The following is an 18,713-nucleotide window of genomic DNA, read 5'->3' on the forward strand; positions in this document are numbered from 1 at the left end:
TTCCCGCAGCGCAAACGCGAACGGGCAGCGCAGGGCTGCCCGTTCGCGTCGTGGCCGGTCAGAAGTAGTAGGGGAATTTCAGGCTGAAGCTGAAGTCCGGGGCGTCCGGGGTGAGGCCGATGGACAGGTTGGGCACGATGGTCAGGTTGTCGCTGGCGGCGTAGGTCATGCCGATGTTGAAGTAGCCGGCGTTGGCGTCGCTGCTGGAGATACTGTTCCAGTCCTGGCCGTCTGGCTTGATCCGGCTCTTCTGGGCGATCAGTTGCGAGTAGGACATCGACAGGCTCATGCGTTCGTTGAGCGCGAAGGCCACGCCCATGCCGTACTGGAACCAGTTGCCGAGCTTAACCTTGCCGCCCAGCTTGGTTCCCTGTTGTGGGCTGACGTCGCTGAACGACTCCTCGAAGTTGTAGGTGTAGGACAGGTTGCCGAAGAGCACCGCCGGGTCGACCGTCTTGACCAGCGATACCCCGGGCGTGACCGACCATACGCCGTTGCCGGTGGGCAGTTCCTCGGGCACCGAGAGGTTGTCGTTCTCGGGCGACTGGATCAGCTTGATGCCGTAAGGGTCCTTCCCGGTCGGCGCCTTGACCCGCAGGGTGAAGACCCCATCGGGCTGGTTCTCGTTCTCCCGCATGAAGCGGTAGGCGACGCCGACGTTGATGTCGCCCAGCGCCGGGTCGCGGGTGACGGTTTCCGACGACACTTCCGAGGTGGAGCCGCCCGAGGCGCCGGCCGATTCGTAGGTGGACTCGCGGTAGACGATGGGCACGTTGATGTCGAACTGCCAACGGTCGTCCATGTTGTAGCGCGCCGTCAGGTCCAGGGTGAGGGTGTCGGAGTTGATCTGGTCGACGTTGATGTTGCCGAGGAAGATCGAGTCCAGGGCCAGGAAGCCGTTGAGCACCAGTTGGCGGGTGTCGTAGTGGCTGTAGGTCAGCCCGGTCTCGACGCTGAAGGTGCCACCGAAGAAGCCGCTGGCCTCCTCGTAGATGTTCTCCACGCTGCGTGGCGCGGAGCCTTCATCCTTCAGGCTTTCGCCGTAGCCGGCACCGCTCCCCGCGGCCGCCGTCTGCGCCGGGGCGCTGGGCGAGCGCACCAGGCGTTGCGGCTGCTGCACCTGCGGCTGGGCTTCCACCTGGCGCAGGCGCTGTTCGAGCACCATCAGTGCGTTCTGCTGCGCTTCGTAGCTCCTGCGCAGTTCGAGGAGCTCCCGTTGGAGGGCCTGGACCTCTTCCTCGGTGGCCGCATGCAGCCAGGTCGAGGGGAGGATGGTTGCAACGCATACTGCCAAATGAAGTGGGTTGAGCTTGACCATGAGCGAGTCACACCGTCCTGTTGGCTTGGGCAGAAGCGTAGATCAGATCCCTGAAGGACGAAGGCCGCGCAACTGGTCCCAGTTGCAGTTCAGGGTATTGATCGTGGCTTTGTTCTCCCTCAGCACCACGTCCAGTGCGGCGAGGTTCTTCACGACGTTGCTCGAGCCGAGTATCCGGGTGTTCTGCAGCAGCGCGCCGGCGCCGATCTGCTGAAGGGTCGAGCCCTGGCCATTGCTCTGGATGGCGATCTGCACGCTGTTGTTGGCGGGGGTCACCTGGACGCTGCCGGCGCTGTTGCTGACCTGGACCGGGGACGTCAGGGGCTTGCCCGTGGTGTCCAGGGCCGGGGCGCTATTGCTGTGCTTGACGTTGAGGGTGATGTCGTTCTGCGCCAGGTTGTTGTCGCCCGCGGCGCGGATGCTCTGCGAGGCTCCGTCGACCTTGTGCAGGCCGGCGCCGCCGCTGATGGTGCCAGTCTGCTGGAGATTGCCGGGGGCCACGCCGTTGCCCGGCTCGCTGTTCAACGAGGAGACGCGGAAGACCGGGCGGTACATGTTCTGCTGGGCCTGCATGCTGACGCGCGCGCCGAGCACCTGGCCCTGGGCGTTCTCCCAACTGCTGATCATGGTGAAGCCGAAGTGGACGATCTGCCCGGGCATGACGAAACGGCCGCGCAGTTGCGATAGCTCCTGGTCGCTGAGCTCCTCGGGTTTGAAAACCGAAGCGGCCTGGACAGGCACACTGACGGCGAGGCAGATCGCTGTCAGTAGCATGTAGGTCTTCATGTTGGCCTCCTGGGCATCCTCGCCCTTGCACACTTAGAAAAAGTCGCTCTGGATAAAGCCGTACTCCATCAACTCGGCGTCATGTACGGGCCTGAATGCATTGATACGGTCCTTGGCCGTCAATGGATCAGGGGGAGAGAGCAGGGCGTTGGTCTTGTCGTAGCCGGGGCCGATCACCGCCAGCACGATGTTGTTCCAGCCCTGGCTGAATTCCTCGAGGCTGTAGCGCTTGTGGCCGAGCACCGGGTCGCCGATGTAGATCCAGCCGCGCTCGGCGCGCTGCATGACCACGAAATGCTTGTAGCCCCGTACGTCGAGCAGCACGATCACCGGCACCTTGAGCTGCTGCAGGGCCTCGGTGCTGATGCGGTAGCCGCGGGCGCGCATGCCGATGTTCTGCACGTAGCGCTTCATGTCGAGCATGGAGAATCCCTGGCTCTGGACGAGCTCGGGGTCGGCGCCGGCCAGCATGCCCTCGATGACGAAGTCCTCGTCGACGTCGAGGTTGTAGGCCTCGCGCAGGATGGTGGCCAGGGAAGCGGCGCCGCAACTGAAGTCGGTCTTCTGTTCGACCAGGTTGCTGAAGCGCCGCTCGCGGATGCTTTCGACCGGCTTGAACGCGATTGCGCCGCCTGGCAGCACGGCGAGGGGGACTTGGGCGGCCAGCACGCTACCCTGCAACAGGCAGCCTGCGAGCCCGGCAATCATCCAGCGCATGGTGGTCATCCTTCGCAGAGAAGGGGAGGAGCCCGTGGGCCCCTCCCGTACGACAGTGAGGACTAGAACGACAAGCCTCTGCCTCCCTGCGGTGTCACTTTGGGCAAGCGTTACAGCCAGCGGCGATCGACAGCGAGTTGATCTGCTGGTTGTGGCTGCCCGCCGAGACGTTGGCGCCGATGTTGCCGGAGCTGCCGTTCAGCGAGTTGGTCAGGGTGGCGTTGTTGACCACTGCCTGTTGGACAGTGGCGCCCACCGGTACCCAGCCTGCGGCTACACCGCCGAGCAGGATGCCGCCGGCTTCCACGAAGCCGAAGGTGTCCTTGTCGGGTTTGCTCTTGATGGTGTCGTCCTTGCCGCGCTTGCCTTCTTCGATCTTGTAGGGCTCTTCGTCGTGGATCACCCCACCGCCACCACCGGCATAACCGCCTGCCAGACCGACGCCAAGGACGACTTTCTCGTACTTGGCCTTGATGTTGGCTTCGTTGTTCACGTCGGCACCGGAAATGTCCTGGGTGGCGCCGGCGTATGCCGAGACATGGCGGCCGCCGGATACGGCTGCGGCCAGGGCGTTTTTCTGCTGGTTGAAGTTGCCGGCGGTCACGTTGATGCCGATGTTGCCGGACGAGCCGTTGGCCATGTTGGTGATCGAGGCGTTGTTCTGCGTGGAGAAGTTGTCCACGTTGTTGCCATAGTTGCCTTGATACACGTTCACGCTGGAGTAGGCGTGGCCGAAGATGAAGTTTTCATCCGCGGTGGCCAGGGCTGCTTCGTTGGCCTGCTGGTTGACGTTGCCGGCCGCCACGTTGACACCCAGGTTGCCTGCGCTGCCATTCGCGGAGTTGTTGGCATCCGCCGTGTTCTCGGTGGCCTGGTTGTCGACGTAGTTGCTGTCCAGCGTCTGCTCGTTGTCGACGGTCGCATGAGCTCCGGCGGCCCAGGTGTTGTAGGGCGAACGGTCGCGATCGCGGTCACGATCACGATCGGCCCATACCCCGGTCGCCATCGCGGCAGCGATCGCGAATACCAGCGGTTTCACTACCATTGTTGCTTTCATGGTGTTTCTCCTTGCCAGTTACGTGTTGACATCACGACTTATAAGGGTCAATCCGCGACCCTGATGCTGAAGGTGTTGACCATCCGGTTTCCCACCCCAGCGCTCTGGTTCAGCTGCACGACACCACTGCTACCGGCGAAGGCGCGGTCGTCGGTATCGACGAGCCGCCTGCCGGTCTCCGTTCCAGCCGGACCCGAACTCTTCGGCAGCGCCACGCTCTGCTGGGCGAGGACGCTGTCATCCAGGCTTTCCCCACGGGTGCTGAGGCTCGTGCGGAAAGCGTTGATTTGTTGGTTGCCCGCGCCGGCGGACTGGTTGACGCCCAGCAGGCCGGCTCCACGGCTGAAGGCGTTGCCCTGGATCGAGGCCGTGGCGTCGAGGGTTCCAGCCGGCAATTCAGCGCTGCGCGACTGGCCATAGCCGAGAGTGGCCCCGGCCTGGTCGCCAATCGCCAGGGCACGGCCGTTGACCTGCTGGTGCATATCGCCGGCGGCCTGGTTGACCGACATCACGCCCTGGTAGCCGACGGCGCTGGCGGTCACGCTGGCGTTGTTCTGCGAAGGGAGCGTGTCGGCCAGGGCGAAGGCCGGCAGGGCGAGCCCGAGAAGCAGGGGCAGGCGTTTCATCTCAGCGCCCTCCCGTCAGGACTTGCAGCGGAGCCAGGCCTTGCTTCACGGCGCTGTTGACCTGGTTGGAGATCGAGTTGCCGCCGGCGCCGACACCGGCGCCACCGCCCGCGCCCGGCAGGGTCTGCGCGGCTCCGGTATTGAGGCCGGGTATGTGGCCGCCCGGCAGGATGTGGCGATTGAGGGACGAGCCGGACGTGACCTGGGCGAAGTCACCATCACTCAGTTCCGTCGACTCCATCAGGCCTCGCACCTGCGGAGAGATGTTGGGATTGACCGTGATCGGGTTGGGGTCAGGCACCATGGTCGGCCGGGTGGCCATGCGCGGCTGGACGGTACGGTTGAGAACGATGGTCCCGTCGCCGGCGGCATGAGGCGGGGCTACGGGTAGAAGAGAAAGGCCGGCCACGGCGATAAGCGAAAACGCTGTAGTGCGGATGTAACGGTCCATGGCAGTAGTTCCTTGTCCGGCTGGCAGTCCGGTGCTCGCCGTGACCAAACGCAGAAGTCGTGCCTGGATGGGGGAGGCGATAAGAATCAAGCACTTACCGATGGGTGGTGTATTTCCCGGTGATGCGACCTGTATGGTTTTTGAAACAGTCGCTCATCCCCGTCGATGCTGGAAATCGCGCGGAGCCCAGTATCCACGCGGGTTCGGCAGGTTTTCGGCGAGTGTCTCGGAATTGATACAGATATTCCGGAAGTTGACCGTTCGCTCGGTTTTTCCGGCTTTGCCCGAAGCTATCTGTTGCAGCGCCAATACACTCCTGGCCACCGTCCTTGCGCGATCCATTCGGCGTTTGCCGCCCGGCTCTGATAGCATTCCGGCCCCTCGACGCGAGAGCCAGCCGTGCGCCTGCCGGTGCGTTGCAGCGTCGAGATTCTTTTCGGGAACCGGTTTTTCGCCCGCGGGTCTGTTTTCCGCCGGACACCGTCCGTTCCATCGCATCGATTCAGAGAAGGCGGCACCTCGACGCGCCGCCCACGGGGGATTTACATGGATTTTTGGGTTAACGCGCAGGCGCTGATCCTGGGCATCATCGAGGGGTTGACGGAGTTCCTGCCGATCTCCAGCACCGGTCACCAGATCATCGTCGCGGACCTGATCGGTTTCGGTGGCGAGCGCGCCATCGCGTTCAACATCATCATCCAGTTGGCCGCGATCCTTGCGGTGGTCTGGGAATACCGGCGGAAGATCTTCGAAGTGGTCGTCGGCCTGCCCAAGGAGCGCGAGGCCCAGCGTTTCACCAGCAACCTGCTGATTGCCTTCTGCCCGGCGCTGGTGCTGGGTGTGCTGTTCGCCGACCTGATCCACGAATTCCTGTTCAACCCGGTGACCGTGGCCGTTGCGCTACTGGTCGGCGGGGTGATCATGCTCTGGGCGGAGCGCCGCAAGCACGTGATCCATACCGAGACGGTCGACGACATGAGCTGGAAGTCGGCGCTGAAGATCGGTTTCGCCCAATGCCTGGCGATGATCCCCGGCACTTCGCGCTCCGGGGCGACGATCATCGGCGGCCTGCTGTTCGGCCTGTCGCGCAAGGCGGCCACCGAGTTTTCCTTCTTCCTCGCCATGCCGACCATGGTCGGCGCGGCGGTGTATTCCGGCTACAAGTACCGTGACTTGTTCCAGCCCAGCGACCTGCCGGTGTTCGCGGTGGGCTTCGTGACCTCCTTCATCTTCGCCATGATCGCCGTGCGTGGCCTGCTCAAGTTCATCGGCAGCCACAGCTACGCGGCCTTCGCCTGGTACCGCATCGGCTTCGGCATGCTGATCCTGCTGACCTGGCAACTGGGCTGGATCGATTGGTCCACCGCACAGGGCTGATCGCGCCATGGAACAGCGGGGCACCCTGAAAAGCTGGAACGACGACAAGGGTTTCGGTTTTATCCGGCCCGACAGTGGCGGGGGTGATGTCTTCGTGCATATCTCCGCCATGCGTGGTGATCAGCGTCCGCAAGTGGGGCAGGTGGTGCTATTTATCGCTGGCAAGGATTCGCAGGGGCGCCTGCGCGCCGAGCACATGCGCGGCGAGGCACTCAGCCTGGACCGTCCCGCGATTCGCCGGCAACCGAAGCTGGCCAAGGCCGCTGCCTCGAGTGATAGGTCACGTGAGTCGAGCAGGAGCATCCAGGCCTTGCCGGTAAAGCTGCTGGTGTTGGCAGGATTGTGCGTACTGCCAGCCCTGGGATCGCTGCGGATGCTGCAGGTGTCCGGGGATGCCTGGCCCTTGCTGGCTTACGCCGTGCTCAGCCTGGTCAGCTTCGTGCAGTACTGGCGGGACAAGCAGAGCGCACAAAAGGGCCACTGGAGAACCCGGGAAAAAACTCTGCACCTCACTGCGTTGCTCGGCGGCTGGCCAGGTGCGCTGGTGGCCCAGCGGGTATTCCGCCACAAGACCCGCAAACTCTCATTCCAACTGGTGTTCTGGAGCATCGTGGTATTGCATCAGGTGGCCTGGGCCGACTGGCTGCTGGGCGGCCAGCTCCTGCGCAGCCTGCTCTCCTACTGATCGAGCAGCAGTCCCACCTGGCGGATCTTCGGCAGCTTGCGCACCACCAGTTGGTGGGATCGGGTCAGCAGGCTGCGCAGTTCATCGTCGGCGAGCGGGAAGGGGGCGTCCATGCTGATCCAGTGGGCGCGGGCCAGGTAGGGCGCCGGGCGGATGCCGGGGCGGTCGACGTAGCCCAGGAACAGTTCCACGTCGACCTTGAAGGCCAGTCCCCCGCCGAGGAAGTCGAGGATCGCGAACATCTTGTTGCCGGCCACCGAGAACACCCTGTTGCTGCCCCACTTGAGGTCCTCGCGGGCGCCGGGTAGTTGCAGGCAGAAGGCGGCGATCTCGTCGGCGGTCATGGAGGCTCCTTGTCATCGGGGTTCGGGCGAGGCCTGGTAGGCGGCCGTCAGGTGTTCGAGCCAGGCCCGTACCGCCGGCAGCATGCCGCTGCGGTGCGGGTAGACCGCCTGCAGGTAGCCGCTCGGCACCTCCCAGCCGGGTAGCAACTGTAGCAAGCGCCCGTCGTTCAGCTCTTCCTCGCAGTACATCCGTGGCAGCAGGGTCATGCCCAGGCCAGCCAGGGCCGCGGCCTTGCGGATGGCGAAATCCTCGATACCGAGGCGTGGCTCCAGGGCGATGTCGCGTCGGTTACCGGCCTTGTCTTCCAGGCGGTAGTGGACCTTGCGGTCGGCCTCCAGTGCGCCCAGGGCCGGGAGGTCGAGCAGGTCTTCCGGAGCGGCGATGCGGTGGCCTTCGAGCAGCGAGGGCGCGGCGACCAGGGCGCCCTCCGCAGGGGACAGGCGCCGGGTGATCAGCGATGGGTCTTCATCGTCGAGGGTGCGTACGCGCATGGCTACGTCCACCCCTTCGTTTATCAGGTCGACGCGCCGACTGGTGATCAGCACCTCGACCTGCACCTGCGGATAGCTCGCCAGAAACGACAGCAGCGTTTCCTGGAAACCGGGCACCACCTGCGGGCAGGACACCCGCAAGCGCCCGCGTGGCTCGCTGCTCAACGCGGCGACGGTTTCCTCGGCCTGTTCAGCCTCCAGCAGCATGGCCTGGCAGTGACGCAGGAAGCGTTCGCCGATGTCGGTCAGCGCCAGCTTGCGGGTGGTGCGTTGCAACAGGCGCACACCGAGGCGCTGCTCCAGCTCGGCGATGCGCCGCGACAGGCGCGACTTGGGAATGCCCAGCAAGCGGCCGGCGGCGGCGAACCCGCCAGCCTCGACGACGCGGGCGAAGTAGTGGAGATCGTTGAGGTCTTGCATGGATATCGTTCTGTCGGTGGGACGATCTATCGCAGAATTACAGACTAATCAGGTATTCGATCCATGGGTAGCATCTTATGCAACGTGATCGCCGGTTCGGCGATCCTCATCTAGGAGTCTTGCCCATGAAACTTCTCCACATCGATTCCAGCATCCTCGGCGATGCTTCCGCGTCCCGCCAACTCAGCCGCGCCGTGGTCGAGGCCTGGCAGGCGGCGGAAACCGGCGTCGAGGTCAGCTACCGTGACCTGGCCACCGACGAGCTTGGCCACCTGTCCGCGCTCAGCCTGGTCGCCACCAATACCCCGGCCGAGCTGCGCGATGCGGCACAGAAGCTGGAAGCCGAGCGTGCCGAGAGCACCCTGGCCGAGTTCCTCGCCGCCGACGCCATCGTGATCGGCGCGCCGATGTACAACTTCGCGCTGCCCAGCCAACTGAAGGCCTGGATCGACCGCATCGCGGTGGCCGGCAAGACCTTCCGTTACACCGAGCAGGGCCCGGAAGGCCTGGCAGTCGGCAAGCGGGTGGTGATCGTCTCCAGCGCAGGCGGCCAGCACGTCGGCCAGCCGAGCGCCGCGGCCCATGAGGATTATCTGAAGTTCGTGCTGGGCTTCGTCGGCATCACCGACGTGCAGGTCGTGCATGCCCATGGCCTGGCGATGGGCGACGCGGCGCGCGGCGAAGCCATCGAGCAGGCCCGGGCACGGATTGGCGAACTGTTCGAGACTACCGCCGCCTGACGACAGGTTTCAGCCCGCCGTGAAGCGGAGCGTCGTCCGACGCTCCTAGCGCTTGTTCAGGGCGAGCCCCAGGCTCAGTAGCATGCCGGCCGCCGACAGCAATGCCGCGACCAGGAAGATCGCGGCATAGCCATGGTCGCTGGCGACCATGCCCATCAGCGGGCCGGCGATGCCCAGTGCCAGGTCGAAGAACACCGCGTAGGCGCCCAAGCCGGCGCTGCGGCTGCTGGCCGGGATGCGCCCGATGACCTCCATGCCCAGCGCCGGGTAGACCAGCGACAGACCGAAGCCGGCGAGCGCCGCACCGAGCAGCGCGAACGCCGGTGACGGTGTCAGCCACAGCAACAGCAGGCCAAGGGCCTCGATGCCCAGGCAGGCGATGGCCACGTTGAAGCCGCCGAGACGGTTGATGCTGTTGATGAACAACAACCGCGCGACGATGAAGGCGATGCCGAATGCCGTCAGGCAATAGGCCGCTCCGGTCCAGCCACGGCTGGCATAGAACAGGGTGATGAAGGTGGTCAGGGCGCCGTAGCCGATCGAGCCGAACGCCAGGCCCATGCCGTAGGGGCTGACCTTCCAGAGCACCGACATGAACGACAGGCGCTCGCCGGGAATTACCGAGGGCGCCGGCTTCGGCCAGATCAACAGCAGGGCCAGGCCCGCGAGCAAGGCCAGCGCCGCGCCGATGGTCCATACCCCCAGTGCATCGGCCATGGCCACCCCGAGCGGCGCACCGATGCCGATGGCGGCGTAGGCGGCAATGCCGTTCCAGGAGATCACCCGCGCGGTGTGTTCGGCGCCGACCCGGGCGATCCCCCAACTGATCGCGCTGATACCGATGATGCTCAACGCCGCGCCGAGCACCACACGGCCAGCCAGGAGGAACAGCAGGCTGGGCAACGGCCAGTCCTGGAGCAGGGGGGAGAGCAGGGTCAGCACACCGCTGGCGGCGATGCCGAGCAACCCGTAGAGCACCCCCGGCTTGCTGCCGTAGGTGTCGGCCAGGCGCCCGGCCAGCGGGCGGCTGAACAGTGTCGCGAAATACTGCAAGCCGATGGCCAGGCCGGCGATCACGCTGCCGAAGCCGAGTTGCTGGTGCACGTAGCCGGGCAGGACCGCGAGGGGAATGCCTGCGCACAGGTAGCCGAGAAAGGAAAAGAACACGACGGAGAGAATCTGCAGGGTGATCGCCGTCGAGTTGGTCTGGGTGCTGGGCATCGTGGGCAGCGTGCAAGTCGAAAGACCCGCCAATAATGGCCGCTGCTGGAAACAAAAGGAAGCTAGCTAACGATGAGCCTGGTACTTATTCACGGCTCTTATGGCGTGGTCTACGGAGTGGTTCTGAAACCGTAGCCCGGATGCGGGAGCCGGCTCGCCGACTCCCGCGATCGCCCGTCAGACCAGGATGCCCTGACTGCGCAGGTACTCGTCGTAGCTGCCGCTGAAGTCGACCACGCCGTTCTCGCCCAGCTCGATGATCCGGGTGGCCAGCGAGGAAACGAACTCGCGGTCGTGGCTGACGAAGACCAAGGTGCCCGGGTAGTTCTCCAGCGCCAGGTTGAGCGCCTCGATGGACTCCATGTCGAGGTGGTTGGTCGGCTCGTCCATCACCAGCACGTTGGGCTTCTTGAGGATCAGCTTGCCGAACAGCATGCGGCCCTGCTCGCCACCGGAGATCACCTTCACCGACTTGCCGATCTCGTCGCCGGAGAACAGCATGCGGCCGAGGGTGCCGCGCACGATCTGCTCGCCACCCTGGGTCCACTGGCCCATCCAGTCGAACAGGCTGACATCGTCGGAGAAGTCGTCGGCATGGTCCTGGGCGTAGTAGCCGACGTCGGCGCTGTCGGTCCACTTCACCTCGCCGGCGTCGGGCGCCAGGTCGCCGACCAGGGTGCGCAGCAGGGTGGTCTTGCCGATGCCGTTGGGGCCGATGATCGCCACACGCTCGCCGGCCTCGATCTGGAAGCTGAAGTTGCTGAACAGCGGCTTGTCGTCGAAGCCCTTGGTCAGTTTCTCCACGGTCACCGCCTGGCGGTGCAGCTTCTTGTACTGCTCGAAGCGGATGAACGGGCTGACCCGGCTGGACGGCTTGACCTCTTCGAGCTGGATCTTGTCGATCTGCCGTGCACGGCTGGTGGCCTGCTTGGCCTTCGAGGCGTTGGCCGAGAAGCGGCTGACGAACTGTTGCAGCTCGGCGATCTGCGCCTTCTTCTTGGCGTTGTCCGACAGCAGGCGCTCGCGGGCCTGGGTGGCGGCGGTCATGTACTCGTCGTAGTTACCGGGGAACAGGCGCAACTCGCCGTAGTCCAGGTCGGCCATATGGGTGCAGACGCTGTTCAGGAAGTGACGATCGTGGGAAATGATGATCATCGTGCTGTTACGCGCGGTCAGCACGCTTTCCAGCCAGCGGATGGTGTTGATGTCCAGGTGGTTGGTCGGCTCGTCGAGCAGCAGCACGTCCGGGTCGGAGAACAGCGCCTGGGCCAGCAGCACACGCAGCTTCCAGCCGGGCGCCACCTCGCTCATCGGGCCGAAGTGCTGTTCCAGCGGGATGCCCAGGCCGAGCAGCAGTTCGCCCGCGCGCGATTCGGCGGTGTAGCCGTCCATCTCGGCGAACTCCACTTCCAGCTCGGCCACTGCCATGCCGTCTTCCTCGCTCATTTCCGGCAGGGAATAGATGCGGTCGCGCTCGGCCTTGACCTTCCACAATTGCTCGTGGCCCATGATCACCGTGTCGATCACGCTGAAGGCCTCGTAGGCGAACTGGTCCTGGCGCAGCTTGCCGAGGCGGGTGTTGGCTTCGAGCATCACCTGGCCGGCGGAAGGCTCCAGGTCGCCGCCAAGGATCTTCATGAAGGTCGACTTGCCGCAGCCGTTGGCGCCGATCAGGCCGTAGCGGTTGCCATTGCCGAACTTGACGGAGACGTTCTCGAACAGCGGCTTGGCGCCGAACTGCATGGTGATATTTGCGGTGGAAATCAAGAGGCTCTATCTCGCGGGTTTCAGAGGGTTACGATTCGGCTTGGGGCACTTTTGGGGCAAAAGTTAATTTTTCCATTTCTGCCCAGTCACTCGCGCCATCCAGCCAGCGGGCATATCGAGTCAGCAGCATCTGCACTGAGTGGCCGAGCTGCTGAGCAATAAAGGCGGGGTTTAGGCCTGATATCGGGCAGATTGTCGCATAGGTGTGTCAGGCGTCGTACTGCCGGCGCCTACGGATGTCTGGAGCATCCAGCGAGGCGTGAAAGTGGCTAATGGTAACACTTGGCTCCCTGATCCACAGCCCGCCCTTGCCTGGCGGAAAGACGAAGGGGCTTTCGGCGAGCGAGGATGCCGAGGCCCCCTTCTAAGGCCGTTTGACCTGTCCATGCGAACCCCCGAGACGCAGTACGTGCGTCTGGCCGCTTATCGTTCGGAATTTTCTTATTCGGACCATTGCGGAGCCTAAATCACAAGTTGGTCGGTAACATCCAGCCATCCACGATGTGGTCTGGGGGACACGGAAGTGACGGGTAAGCCGATCGATACGCAAAGCACGGAACAGCCTCAGCAGCATTCCACACCATCTGAGCCGGACGATCTTTATGGCATCATGCCATGGCGCAGCCGGAATGGTGCGCGTGTGTGGGTTGTCCACATCTCGCGACGCGGTCTGCGTATCTCTCGTACATTCACGCACGGTATCTATGGTAGTGAACAAGAGGCGTTAGCGATGGCCAAAGCCTACCGTGATGCCATCGTCAGCCTGATTCCTCCGGCCATCAACCGTCATCTCGCCCGTACCCCACAGGTGCGCAACAAGACCGGCGTGCCGGGCATCTTTCCCAACGTGCAATGGGGCAAGCATCCCGCCTGGCTGGCGCAATTGACCAGCAAGCATGGCATCAAGCGCGCCTGGTTCAGGATCGATCAGTATGGTGGTGAAGATGAAGCCCGGGCCCGCGCCATCGCCCAGCGCGAAGAATGGCTGCGCGAATTGCCGCCGGAGTTCAAGCTTTCCCCGGGGCTTTCGACGGAAACCGCCGAAAAGTACTTCGGCGATTTGCTCGACGACTCGGACGAGCCGGAAGACGAAGCGCTGATCGCCGCGATGATAGCCGAGGCCAGAAAGAAGCTCATAGAGATCAACGCACGCTTCGACGCGCTCCGTCCCAGATGGCTCCACCTGGGGCTCCACCTACAGACTAGCCAGGGTCAGCGCCTGATGCTTAGAGTTTCGGACCTGGCCTGGAAGGGGAAAAAACACAAGGTCTCGCTATCGCTACGACGCAAACCGCTCGCTCAGGGGCTGGCCGAAATGGCCGACAACGCATCCGGCTTCATCGAGGAGCTGTATGGGGCATCCGTCCGCGACCGCTTCATGAGCACCCACGGATCGGTCTTTACCGTCGAGGGGTTCGACTTGGAGCGGGGCGTCTCGATCCGCGAAATCATCGAACGTCCTGCCTATGCCGGTGTTCACCCGGTATAGGTTCCGATAGGCCACTTGGCCTTGGGAAAACCAGGTTACGCACCGCCCCGGTCGGCATCGGGCCGGATTGGCCGGGGCGGTTGCGTGCGTTCACCCTGCTGTCATGTCGTCGGTGGAGGAGAGCAGTTCCTCACGCAGAATCTTGACGGACATGGCGGCCGAAAAGTGGAACCGAACGCTGCGATTGTCGTTTTCGATAACGGTAATCGTGATGCCGTCCTCGATCAGTTGTTTCAGTTCGTCGTTGGTGATGTCCTGTCGGACCAATAGCCTGACTTTGTCACCGTGGTGCCGGGGCGGTACCAATCCCATTGCGATTACCTCCTTGTATGCCCGGCAGCGCTACGCTTTGTCGTAGTGCCCTGTGCAGGATGACGAGACGGTGCAGCCGCAGGCAAGCTGCGCCGGCTCGAACACCATGGGGCGGCCATTGTGGATGGCGGTGCCGTCACCGCCCGAAACCAGCGGGTAGGTACCCTTGCATTTCGGGCATTGCGCCTTGTCGCCGAGCAGGCATTGCGGGATGCCATCCACGGGAATGCCGCTGGCCTCGATCATCGTGCCGCCGCCGGTATGGCTGTCGCCCAGGCGGATCGCGCCGCGTCCTGGCATGTGTTCTCTCCTTCGGTGCAGGGCACCGTACAGTTTTATTCGCTATTGCAACCGAGCTGCCGGCGCATGTGCTCCTTCAGGGGCTCGGCCTGTTCCGCCGGCAGGTTGCGGAATGTCCTGTCCACGTTCTCGCAGCCCTCGGGCTGAGGGGGCGGCAGGGTATCGCTCTTCAGCACCCCCCACGCCACGTAGAGCGCGAACGCGACCAGCACTGGCAGAACGAACCAGAGGAATATCTTGGCTTTGAAGTGGTAGAACGTGTCCCACTCGCTCTCTTCACTGGAACGCCTGTTGGCAACCGGTGCTTGGCCCGTGCTGGCGGGCGGCGCATCGCTTTGGGGCGCGAATGGCTCTTCACCGACGCAGCGCATGAAATGGGCTGCGACCCAGGCCTGGCCATAGATCATTTCTGCCCGGCGCCAATGATCGGAGGGCACCAGCAACAATTCCAAGGTGTCACTGAACCCTTCGCCGATGCACTGATAGATGATGTAGTACCGTTCCTCCATCAGTCGTTCGAGCTGTGCCACGTCCTGCTCGAGCTCATCGGTTCCCATCGAGTGATGGGAGAGCACGATCTTCCTGCCGCCAAAGCGTACTTCTACCGCCTCGCCGTCATCATCGAAATCGATGGTGAACGCATCCCCCAGCTTGTCGTCCAGCCATTCGACGACACTGAAGGTTCCTTCCTTGTGATCCAGGAAATACCCATAGAGCGTGATCAAAGCATTCACGTAGTCTTCTACCGACGATGTCGCCTCATCCCCCTCGCGTTCGTTGTGCTGCTGGATAAATGCCTCGCGCACGGCGCGTGCCTGTTCGTCGCCGGGAGCGGCGAACACGGCAGAGAATTGCTCCCACGTTGGAATCTGCATGCTATCGCTCCGCTCGCTCATAAGCCTGGCGGCAGCACATGCGGATCGTGCTGGCGCATCGCGGCCAGGTAGCGGTCCAGCAGCTCGTCGTTTTCGGTGACTTCACCCGGCCGGCAGGTGATGGCTGCGTAGGGCGTCTGCATCAGCGGGTGGTCGATCTGGGTCGGGTTGGGCAGGCCGAGCAGGTCGCGCAGGCGTAGCACGGCCAGGATTTCGGTGGGGTGTACGGCCAGGAAGGTCGAGCTGAACTCGTATTTCTTGTCCTGGCTGGCTTCGCGGTCCGTCACGGCCATGCGCTCAATATGCACGTCGCAGGCGGCCAGCAACACGGGGAGCAGCTTTTCCGGGGCGGGTTCGCGCCAGTGCGCCACCAGTTGGCCCCAGGCGGGGTCGCGGGGCAGGGCATGCTTGTCCAGATCCAGCGGGTTGCCGAGCCATTCGCTGATGATGCTCAGGCCGAATGCGGCATAACGCAGCGTGCTGCTGACTGGCGGTTTATGGCCATCTCCGGCGCCATATCCGCCTTCTACGCCGTCCAGCACTTCCTGATAGAACGGAGCGACGAGTTGAGGCTGGCCTAGTGCAATGGCACCGAGCATAAGATGGGTACAGCCATCCAAGGTGCCGACGAATCCTCCAGTCCGCGTCACTTGGACCTTCTTTAGTGTGATCATGTCTGCATACAGCATCCTTTTGATGCCAAAGGACATGAGTCGGTTGGCCTCTGTCGCTCGCTTGTCGTGTGCCGCGAGCAGACTTTGGCTTACAGCCAGCATGCCGTAGTCGAACAGCTCAAAACATACAAGTCCGGCATCAACTTCTGGATCACCCTCAATGTACGACTGTAGGTCGTCATCACTTAAGGGGCGCCGGTCGTCTGCCCACTTGGGAACCTTGGATAGAGATTTATTTAATCTGGCCGACTGTAATTCCTTCATCATGGCTCTCCATTACCAGCTATTGAGCTGGATGCCGGTTCCGTTGCCAACGTTTTTATTTAGTTGGCCATTTGAATCAAAAAATATTTGCGCGTGTAGATATGCGATCTTCCCGCTACTTCTTGCCCTTCTGAGGGATTTGTACTTTTCCATGTGGTTTGGATCGACTGAGGAAAGACTGTTATCACTCCACATCTGGTGATTTGTTCTGATCTTGTTCAAGACATCATCGACCTTGCCAACCCCATTCGTCTGAGTGTCATTGAGCCCGGGGGTTCTTCTGTAGCCAAGCGTCGACTTTGTTTCGATCACAAGCAATGTTCGCTCTTCAAATTTCATGACTATGGGAGGTGCCGGTTTTCTTGCATCATCGATCCTGTTGCGCATGCCGTTGCTGCTGGGCGCGCGCGCGGTGAGCGATGGCGGCGGAGGCACATATACCAGCACATCAAGACCATGCCTGCTTTTGTTGGACAGGCCGATGCGGTGGGGGATTTTCCCCGGGGCCGGGCTGTAGCCCAGGATGTTCTTGGGATCGAAATCCATCCGTTCCACCATCGCCGCCACCATGGCTTCTTCGCCCGCGTCACCGATAACATTGCTGAGGTTCTTGACCGAACGTACGTCTGTCCCGTGGTTATGGATCAACATCGACAGGCGTGAGCGGAGCGTGTTGGACATCACCGCGTAGTTGGCGCGGCCCGTTTGCAGTGCCACGCCCACCTGGCTGCGGTTGGTGTCCAGCGAGGGACGCTCGAACCAGTCGATCTTCCCGGTATCGTCGTCGCCCGGCTTGCTGCCGTGCAGCTCGATGGCGCGGGGCTCCAGGCTGGCGAACATCGTCTCGCCCAGATCGATCCCTTCACCCGTGATGAGGGAGGTGCTGCCGCTGGCGATGGAGTTGGCGGCCAGGGCCGCATCAAGTGCGGCGTAGGCATAGCGGATGCCGGAGGCGCCCGTCCTGAGCACGCGGACCGCGGGAATGATGGAGAGCACGCCCAGCCCGAGATTCACGGCACCGTAGATTCTGTTCCAGGTTTTGTCGATGGCCTTCTCTCGTTCGAAGGCAGCGGCCAGGTCGTTTGCGGCGCGGGCGATGTCGTACTGGCCGGAGAGGTCCCAGGCAAATACGGTGTCGTAACGTTGGCCTTGGGCCCCGACCTGGGTGTCATCGATGAATTGGGCAGAGGTGAAGCTCCAGAAGTAGATGGAACTGTTGAGAAACACGAAGTTGCCGCTGTTACATTCAACCTTGGGGCGTTCTACCTTGGCCTTGACAACCTAGTGCATGAAATTGGGAGTGATGTACTTCTCCGTAACCATCAGGTTTTCGATGCTGGTCAGCTCAAGGCCCTTGGCGGCGATGTATGTATAGAATTCCGCCATGTACGCCTCGCCCTTGAGTTCGCCGAAACGCAGCAGTACACGGAGCAGGAAGGTATCGCGGAAGTTCTGAATGCGGTCCGTGATCCAGGGGTTGTCGAGGAACCAGGCTTCCGTGGCGGCTCCGTCATGGGAGGGAATGCCCCGTGCCCGGTCCGCGTCGCGGGGACCATTGCCAGCGTTGATGGAGAACGGTACGGCGACTTCCGTGCAGTCCTTGCAGACCGTGGTCGGGCGGGGCAGGTTGCCCTCCATCGCATCCTGGCCCAGCGTTTCGAGGGTGGCGTCGAGCGCTGTATTGCTCATGCCTTATCTTCCCTGGATACCGTTGCAAGCCATGCCATCAGCAGTCCTGGTCCAATTTGCGGCTTCGTGGGCATTTCCTTCTCCCTGTTGCGGATGGTGGTGCAGACGGCGCGTGTCGCCGCACTACGCTGTGGCCAGCGTCCAGTGGGGCGTTCATTCAATGGCCAATGACCGCGCGCGGGGCAACGGTGACCGCTATAGGCCAGGCGGCAGCACATGCGGATCGCGCTGGCGTATCGCGGCCAGGTAGCGGTCGAGCAGCTCGTCGTTTTCGGTGACGTCGCCCGGCCGGCAGGTGATGGCGGCATAGGGTGTCTGCATTAGCGGGTGGTCGATCTGCAGCGGGTTGGGCAGGCCGAGCAAGTCGCGCAGGCGCAGTACGGCCAGGATTTCGGTGGGATGCACGGCCATGAACACGGAGTTGAATTCAAAATTCTCGCTATCATCAGCTTCGCGGTCTGTCACGGCCATGCGTTCGATATGTATGTCGCAGGCGGCCAGCAGCACGGGGAGCAGCTTTTCCGGGTCGGGTTCGCGCCAGTGCGCCACCAGTTGGCCCCAGGCTGGGTCGCGGGGCAGGGCATATTTGTCCAGATCCAGTGGCTGGCCGAGCCAATCGCTGATAATGCTCAGGCCGAAGGCTGAATAGCGCAGAGTAGTTCCGTAGGGGAGGTCGTGCCCATCACTAACCCCATAGCCACTATCCAACCCATCAGTGACTTCTTGTAAGTATGGTCTTACAAGATGGGGGCGGCCTAATGTGATCACACCTAACATAAGGTGTGTACAGTCATCTAATGTTTCACTGCCTTGGCGGTCTGACTCCTTCAAAATTCGAATATCTGTCAAATGTGCATATAGCATACGAGTAAATCCAAATGACATCAGGCGAATGGCGTTGAGGTGTTTGCCTGAGTATGCTTCTGCAAGGCCCTCGCTTATGGCATGCATTCCATATCGGGATAGATCAATGTTGGCTAGAGCAATACTGCCATTGCCAGCTTCGTAATTTCGTAGCCGATTGTCACTCGTCGGGGCGACATCAGTCGCCCAGTCAAAAACTTCAGATAGAATTTTTTGCATTCTATTTTTAGCTGCTTTGGTCATTA

At 62.5% G+C, this 18,713-nt stretch carries 21 protein-coding genes; 4 read left to right on the forward strand and 17 right to left on the reverse strand.

Features of this window, described 5'->3' with window-relative positions:
* Positions 1-58 precede the first annotated feature (58 nt).
* The 6 genes from PSEWESI4_RS23660 to PSEWESI4_RS23685 form a co-directional block, all read right to left on the reverse strand.
* Positions 59-1,318, reverse strand: coding sequence for a transporter (locus tag PSEWESI4_RS23660; protein WP_187673694.1), 1,260 nt, complete (start codon positions 1,316-1,318; stop codon positions 59-61).
* Positions 1,319-1,360: 42 nt separating this feature from the next.
* The gene (locus PSEWESI4_RS23665) at positions 1,361-2,104 is read right to left on the reverse strand and encodes a hypothetical protein (RefSeq protein WP_187673695.1); all 744 of its coding nucleotides are present in this window, start codon (positions 2,102-2,104) and stop codon (positions 1,361-1,363) included.
* A 33-nt stretch (positions 2,105-2,137) separates the two neighbouring features.
* Positions 2,138-2,821, reverse strand: coding sequence for a C39 family peptidase (locus tag PSEWESI4_RS23670; RefSeq protein WP_408004334.1), 684 nt, complete (start codon positions 2,819-2,821; stop codon positions 2,138-2,140).
* Between the two features lie 94 nt (positions 2,822-2,915).
* Positions 2,916-3,878 carry a heme utilization protein gene (locus tag PSEWESI4_RS23675; RefSeq protein WP_187673696.1) on the reverse strand — a complete coding sequence of 321 codons (963 nt, stop codon included), beginning with the start codon at positions 3,876-3,878 and terminating at the stop codon, positions 2,916-2,918.
* 47 nt (positions 3,879-3,925) lie between these two features.
* Complete coding sequence (locus tag PSEWESI4_RS23680; protein WP_187673697.1) at positions 3,926-4,504, reverse strand: adhesin; 579 nt, start codon at positions 4,502-4,504, stop codon at positions 3,926-3,928.
* A 1-nt stretch (position 4,505) separates the two neighbouring features.
* Entirely contained in the window at positions 4,506-4,955 is a 450-nt protein-coding gene (locus tag PSEWESI4_RS23685; RefSeq protein ID WP_187673698.1) for a hypothetical protein, read from the reverse strand.
* Between the two features lie 546 nt (positions 4,956-5,501).
* On the opposite strand from PSEWESI4_RS23685, the gene PSEWESI4_RS23690 reads away from it, so the two are divergent.
* On the forward strand, positions 5,502-6,332 hold the full coding sequence (locus PSEWESI4_RS23690; protein WP_187673699.1) for an undecaprenyl-diphosphate phosphatase: 831 nt from the start codon (positions 5,502-5,504) through the stop codon (positions 6,330-6,332).
* Positions 6,333-6,339: 7 nt separating this feature from the next.
* Positions 6,340-7,017 (forward strand): DUF1294 domain-containing protein, encoded by a 678-nt coding sequence (locus tag PSEWESI4_RS23695; protein WP_187673700.1) that lies wholly within the window; start codon positions 6,340-6,342, stop codon positions 7,015-7,017.
* Here PSEWESI4_RS23695 and PSEWESI4_RS23700 read toward each other — a convergent pair.
* Positions 7,011-7,361, reverse strand: a complete 351-nt coding sequence (locus PSEWESI4_RS23700) for an MmcQ/YjbR family DNA-binding protein (RefSeq protein WP_187673701.1) — start codon at positions 7,359-7,361, stop codon at positions 7,011-7,013. The two genes, PSEWESI4_RS23695 and PSEWESI4_RS23700, sit on opposite strands and share 7 nt — an antisense overlap.
* A gap of 12 nt (positions 7,362-7,373) precedes the next feature.
* Positions 7,374-8,273 (reverse strand): LysR substrate-binding domain-containing protein, encoded by a 900-nt coding sequence (locus tag PSEWESI4_RS23705; RefSeq protein WP_187673702.1) that lies wholly within the window; start codon positions 8,271-8,273, stop codon positions 7,374-7,376.
* 125 nt (positions 8,274-8,398) lie between these two features.
* On the opposite strand from PSEWESI4_RS23705, the gene PSEWESI4_RS23710 reads away from it, so the two are divergent.
* Positions 8,399-9,013 carry an FMN-dependent NADH-azoreductase gene (locus tag PSEWESI4_RS23710; RefSeq protein WP_187673703.1) on the forward strand — a complete coding sequence of 205 codons (615 nt, stop codon included), beginning with the start codon at positions 8,399-8,401 and terminating at the stop codon, positions 9,011-9,013.
* A gap of 45 nt (positions 9,014-9,058) precedes the next feature.
* On the opposite strand, the gene PSEWESI4_RS23715 is transcribed toward PSEWESI4_RS23710, so the two are convergent.
* Together PSEWESI4_RS23715 and PSEWESI4_RS23720 are read right to left on the reverse strand one after the other, a co-directional pair.
* A complete protein-coding gene (locus PSEWESI4_RS23715) occupies positions 9,059-10,234 on the reverse strand; it encodes an MFS transporter (RefSeq protein WP_187673704.1) in 1,176 nt (391 codons plus the stop codon).
* A 177-nt stretch (positions 10,235-10,411) separates the two neighbouring features.
* Positions 10,412-12,001 (reverse strand): ABC-F family ATPase, encoded by a 1,590-nt coding sequence (locus PSEWESI4_RS23720; RefSeq protein ID WP_187673705.1) that lies wholly within the window; start codon positions 11,999-12,001, stop codon positions 10,412-10,414.
* Between the two features lie 730 nt (positions 12,002-12,731).
* Between PSEWESI4_RS23720 and PSEWESI4_RS23725 the strand changes: the two genes are divergently transcribed.
* On the forward strand, positions 12,732-13,490 hold the full coding sequence (locus PSEWESI4_RS23725; RefSeq protein ID WP_235979002.1) for an AP2 domain-containing protein: 759 nt from the start codon (positions 12,732-12,734) through the stop codon (positions 13,488-13,490).
* A gap of 90 nt (positions 13,491-13,580) precedes the next feature.
* Here PSEWESI4_RS23725 and PSEWESI4_RS23730 read toward each other — a convergent pair whose 3' ends face one another.
* The 7 genes from PSEWESI4_RS23730 to PSEWESI4_RS25245 form a co-directional block, all read right to left on the reverse strand.
* A complete protein-coding gene (locus tag PSEWESI4_RS23730) occupies positions 13,581-13,802 on the reverse strand; it encodes a carbon storage regulator (protein WP_187673707.1) in 222 nt (73 codons plus the stop codon).
* Positions 13,803-13,832: 30 nt separating this feature from the next.
* Positions 13,833-14,102: a PAAR domain-containing protein gene (locus tag PSEWESI4_RS23735; RefSeq protein ID WP_187673708.1), complete on the reverse strand. Its 270-nt coding sequence runs from the start codon at positions 14,100-14,102 to the stop codon at positions 13,833-13,835.
* Positions 14,103-14,137: 35 nt separating this feature from the next.
* The gene (locus PSEWESI4_RS23740; protein WP_187673709.1) at positions 14,138-14,977 is read right to left on the reverse strand and encodes a hypothetical protein; all 840 of its coding nucleotides are present in this window, start codon (positions 14,975-14,977) and stop codon (positions 14,138-14,140) included.
* Between the two features lie 17 nt (positions 14,978-14,994).
* Complete coding sequence (locus PSEWESI4_RS25240; RefSeq protein WP_235979003.1) at positions 14,995-15,918, reverse strand: hypothetical protein; 924 nt, start codon at positions 15,916-15,918, stop codon at positions 14,995-14,997.
* A gap of 9 nt (positions 15,919-15,927) precedes the next feature.
* Positions 15,928-17,142 carry a hypothetical protein gene (locus tag PSEWESI4_RS23750; protein ID WP_187673710.1) on the reverse strand — a complete coding sequence of 405 codons (1,215 nt, stop codon included), beginning with the start codon at positions 17,140-17,142 and terminating at the stop codon, positions 15,928-15,930.
* A gap of 54 nt (positions 17,143-17,196) precedes the next feature.
* Entirely contained in the window at positions 17,197-17,604 is a 408-nt protein-coding gene (locus PSEWESI4_RS23755) for a hypothetical protein (protein ID WP_187673711.1), read from the reverse strand.
* Between the two features lie 195 nt (positions 17,605-17,799).
* Positions 17,800-18,711, reverse strand: a complete 912-nt coding sequence (locus PSEWESI4_RS25245) for a hypothetical protein (protein WP_235979004.1) — start codon at positions 18,709-18,711, stop codon at positions 17,800-17,802.
* Positions 18,712-18,713 lie beyond the last annotated feature (2 nt).

The organism is Zestomonas carbonaria (assembly GCF_904061905.1).
Lineage (GTDB): Bacteria > Pseudomonadota > Gammaproteobacteria > Pseudomonadales > Pseudomonadaceae > Aquipseudomonas > Aquipseudomonas carbonaria.

Bases quoted from the DNA above. Each gene is read 5' to 3' on its own strand.
- PSEWESI4_RS23660 (WP_187673694.1), bottom strand. From the start codon at position 1,318: ATGGTCAAGCTCAACCCACTTCATTTGGCAGTATGCGTTGCAACCATC.
- PSEWESI4_RS23700 (WP_187673701.1), bottom strand. From the start codon at position 7,361: ATGACCGCCGACGAGATCGCCGCCTTCTGCCTGCAACTACCCGGCGCC.
- PSEWESI4_RS23725 (WP_235979002.1), top strand. From the start codon at position 12,732: ATGGCCAAAGCCTACCGTGATGCCATCGTCAGCCTGATTCCTCCGGCC.
- PSEWESI4_RS23710 (WP_187673703.1), top strand. From the start codon at position 8,399: ATGAAACTTCTCCACATCGATTCCAGCATCCTCGGCGATGCTTCCGCG.
- PSEWESI4_RS23740 (WP_187673709.1), bottom strand. From the start codon at position 14,977: ATGCAGATTCCAACGTGGGAGCAATTCTCTGCCGTGTTCGCCGCTCCC.
- PSEWESI4_RS25240 (WP_235979003.1), bottom strand. From the start codon at position 15,918: ATGATGAAGGAATTACAGTCGGCCAGATTAAATAAATCTCTATCCAAG.
- PSEWESI4_RS23670 (WP_408004334.1), bottom strand. From the start codon at position 2,821: ATGCGCTGGATGATTGCCGGGCTCGCAGGCTGCCTGTTGCAGGGTAGC.
- PSEWESI4_RS23755 (WP_187673711.1), bottom strand. From the start codon at position 17,604: ATGAGCAATACAGCGCTCGACGCCACCCTCGAAACGCTGGGCCAGGAT.
- PSEWESI4_RS23730 (WP_187673707.1), bottom strand. From the start codon at position 13,802: ATGGGATTGGTACCGCCCCGGCACCACGGTGACAAAGTCAGGCTATTG.
- PSEWESI4_RS23690 (WP_187673699.1), top strand. From the start codon at position 5,502: ATGGATTTTTGGGTTAACGCGCAGGCGCTGATCCTGGGCATCATCGAG.
- PSEWESI4_RS23685 (WP_187673698.1), bottom strand. From the start codon at position 4,955: ATGGACCGTTACATCCGCACTACAGCGTTTTCGCTTATCGCCGTGGCC.
- PSEWESI4_RS23735 (WP_187673708.1), bottom strand. From the start codon at position 14,102: ATGCCAGGACGCGGCGCGATCCGCCTGGGCGACAGCCATACCGGCGGC.
- PSEWESI4_RS23715 (WP_187673704.1), bottom strand. From the start codon at position 10,234: ATGCCCAGCACCCAGACCAACTCGACGGCGATCACCCTGCAGATTCTC.
- PSEWESI4_RS23695 (WP_187673700.1), top strand. From the start codon at position 6,340: ATGGAACAGCGGGGCACCCTGAAAAGCTGGAACGACGACAAGGGTTTC.
- PSEWESI4_RS23665 (WP_187673695.1), bottom strand. From the start codon at position 2,104: ATGAAGACCTACATGCTACTGACAGCGATCTGCCTCGCCGTCAGTGTG.
- PSEWESI4_RS23680 (WP_187673697.1), bottom strand. From the start codon at position 4,504: ATGAAACGCCTGCCCCTGCTTCTCGGGCTCGCCCTGCCGGCCTTCGCC.
- PSEWESI4_RS23705 (WP_187673702.1), bottom strand. From the start codon at position 8,273: ATGCAAGACCTCAACGATCTCCACTACTTCGCCCGCGTCGTCGAGGCT.
- PSEWESI4_RS25245 (WP_235979004.1), bottom strand. From the start codon at position 18,711: ATGACCAAAGCAGCTAAAAATAGAATGCAAAAAATTCTATCTGAAGTT.
- PSEWESI4_RS23675 (WP_187673696.1), bottom strand. From the start codon at position 3,878: ATGAAAGCAACAATGGTAGTGAAACCGCTGGTATTCGCGATCGCTGCC.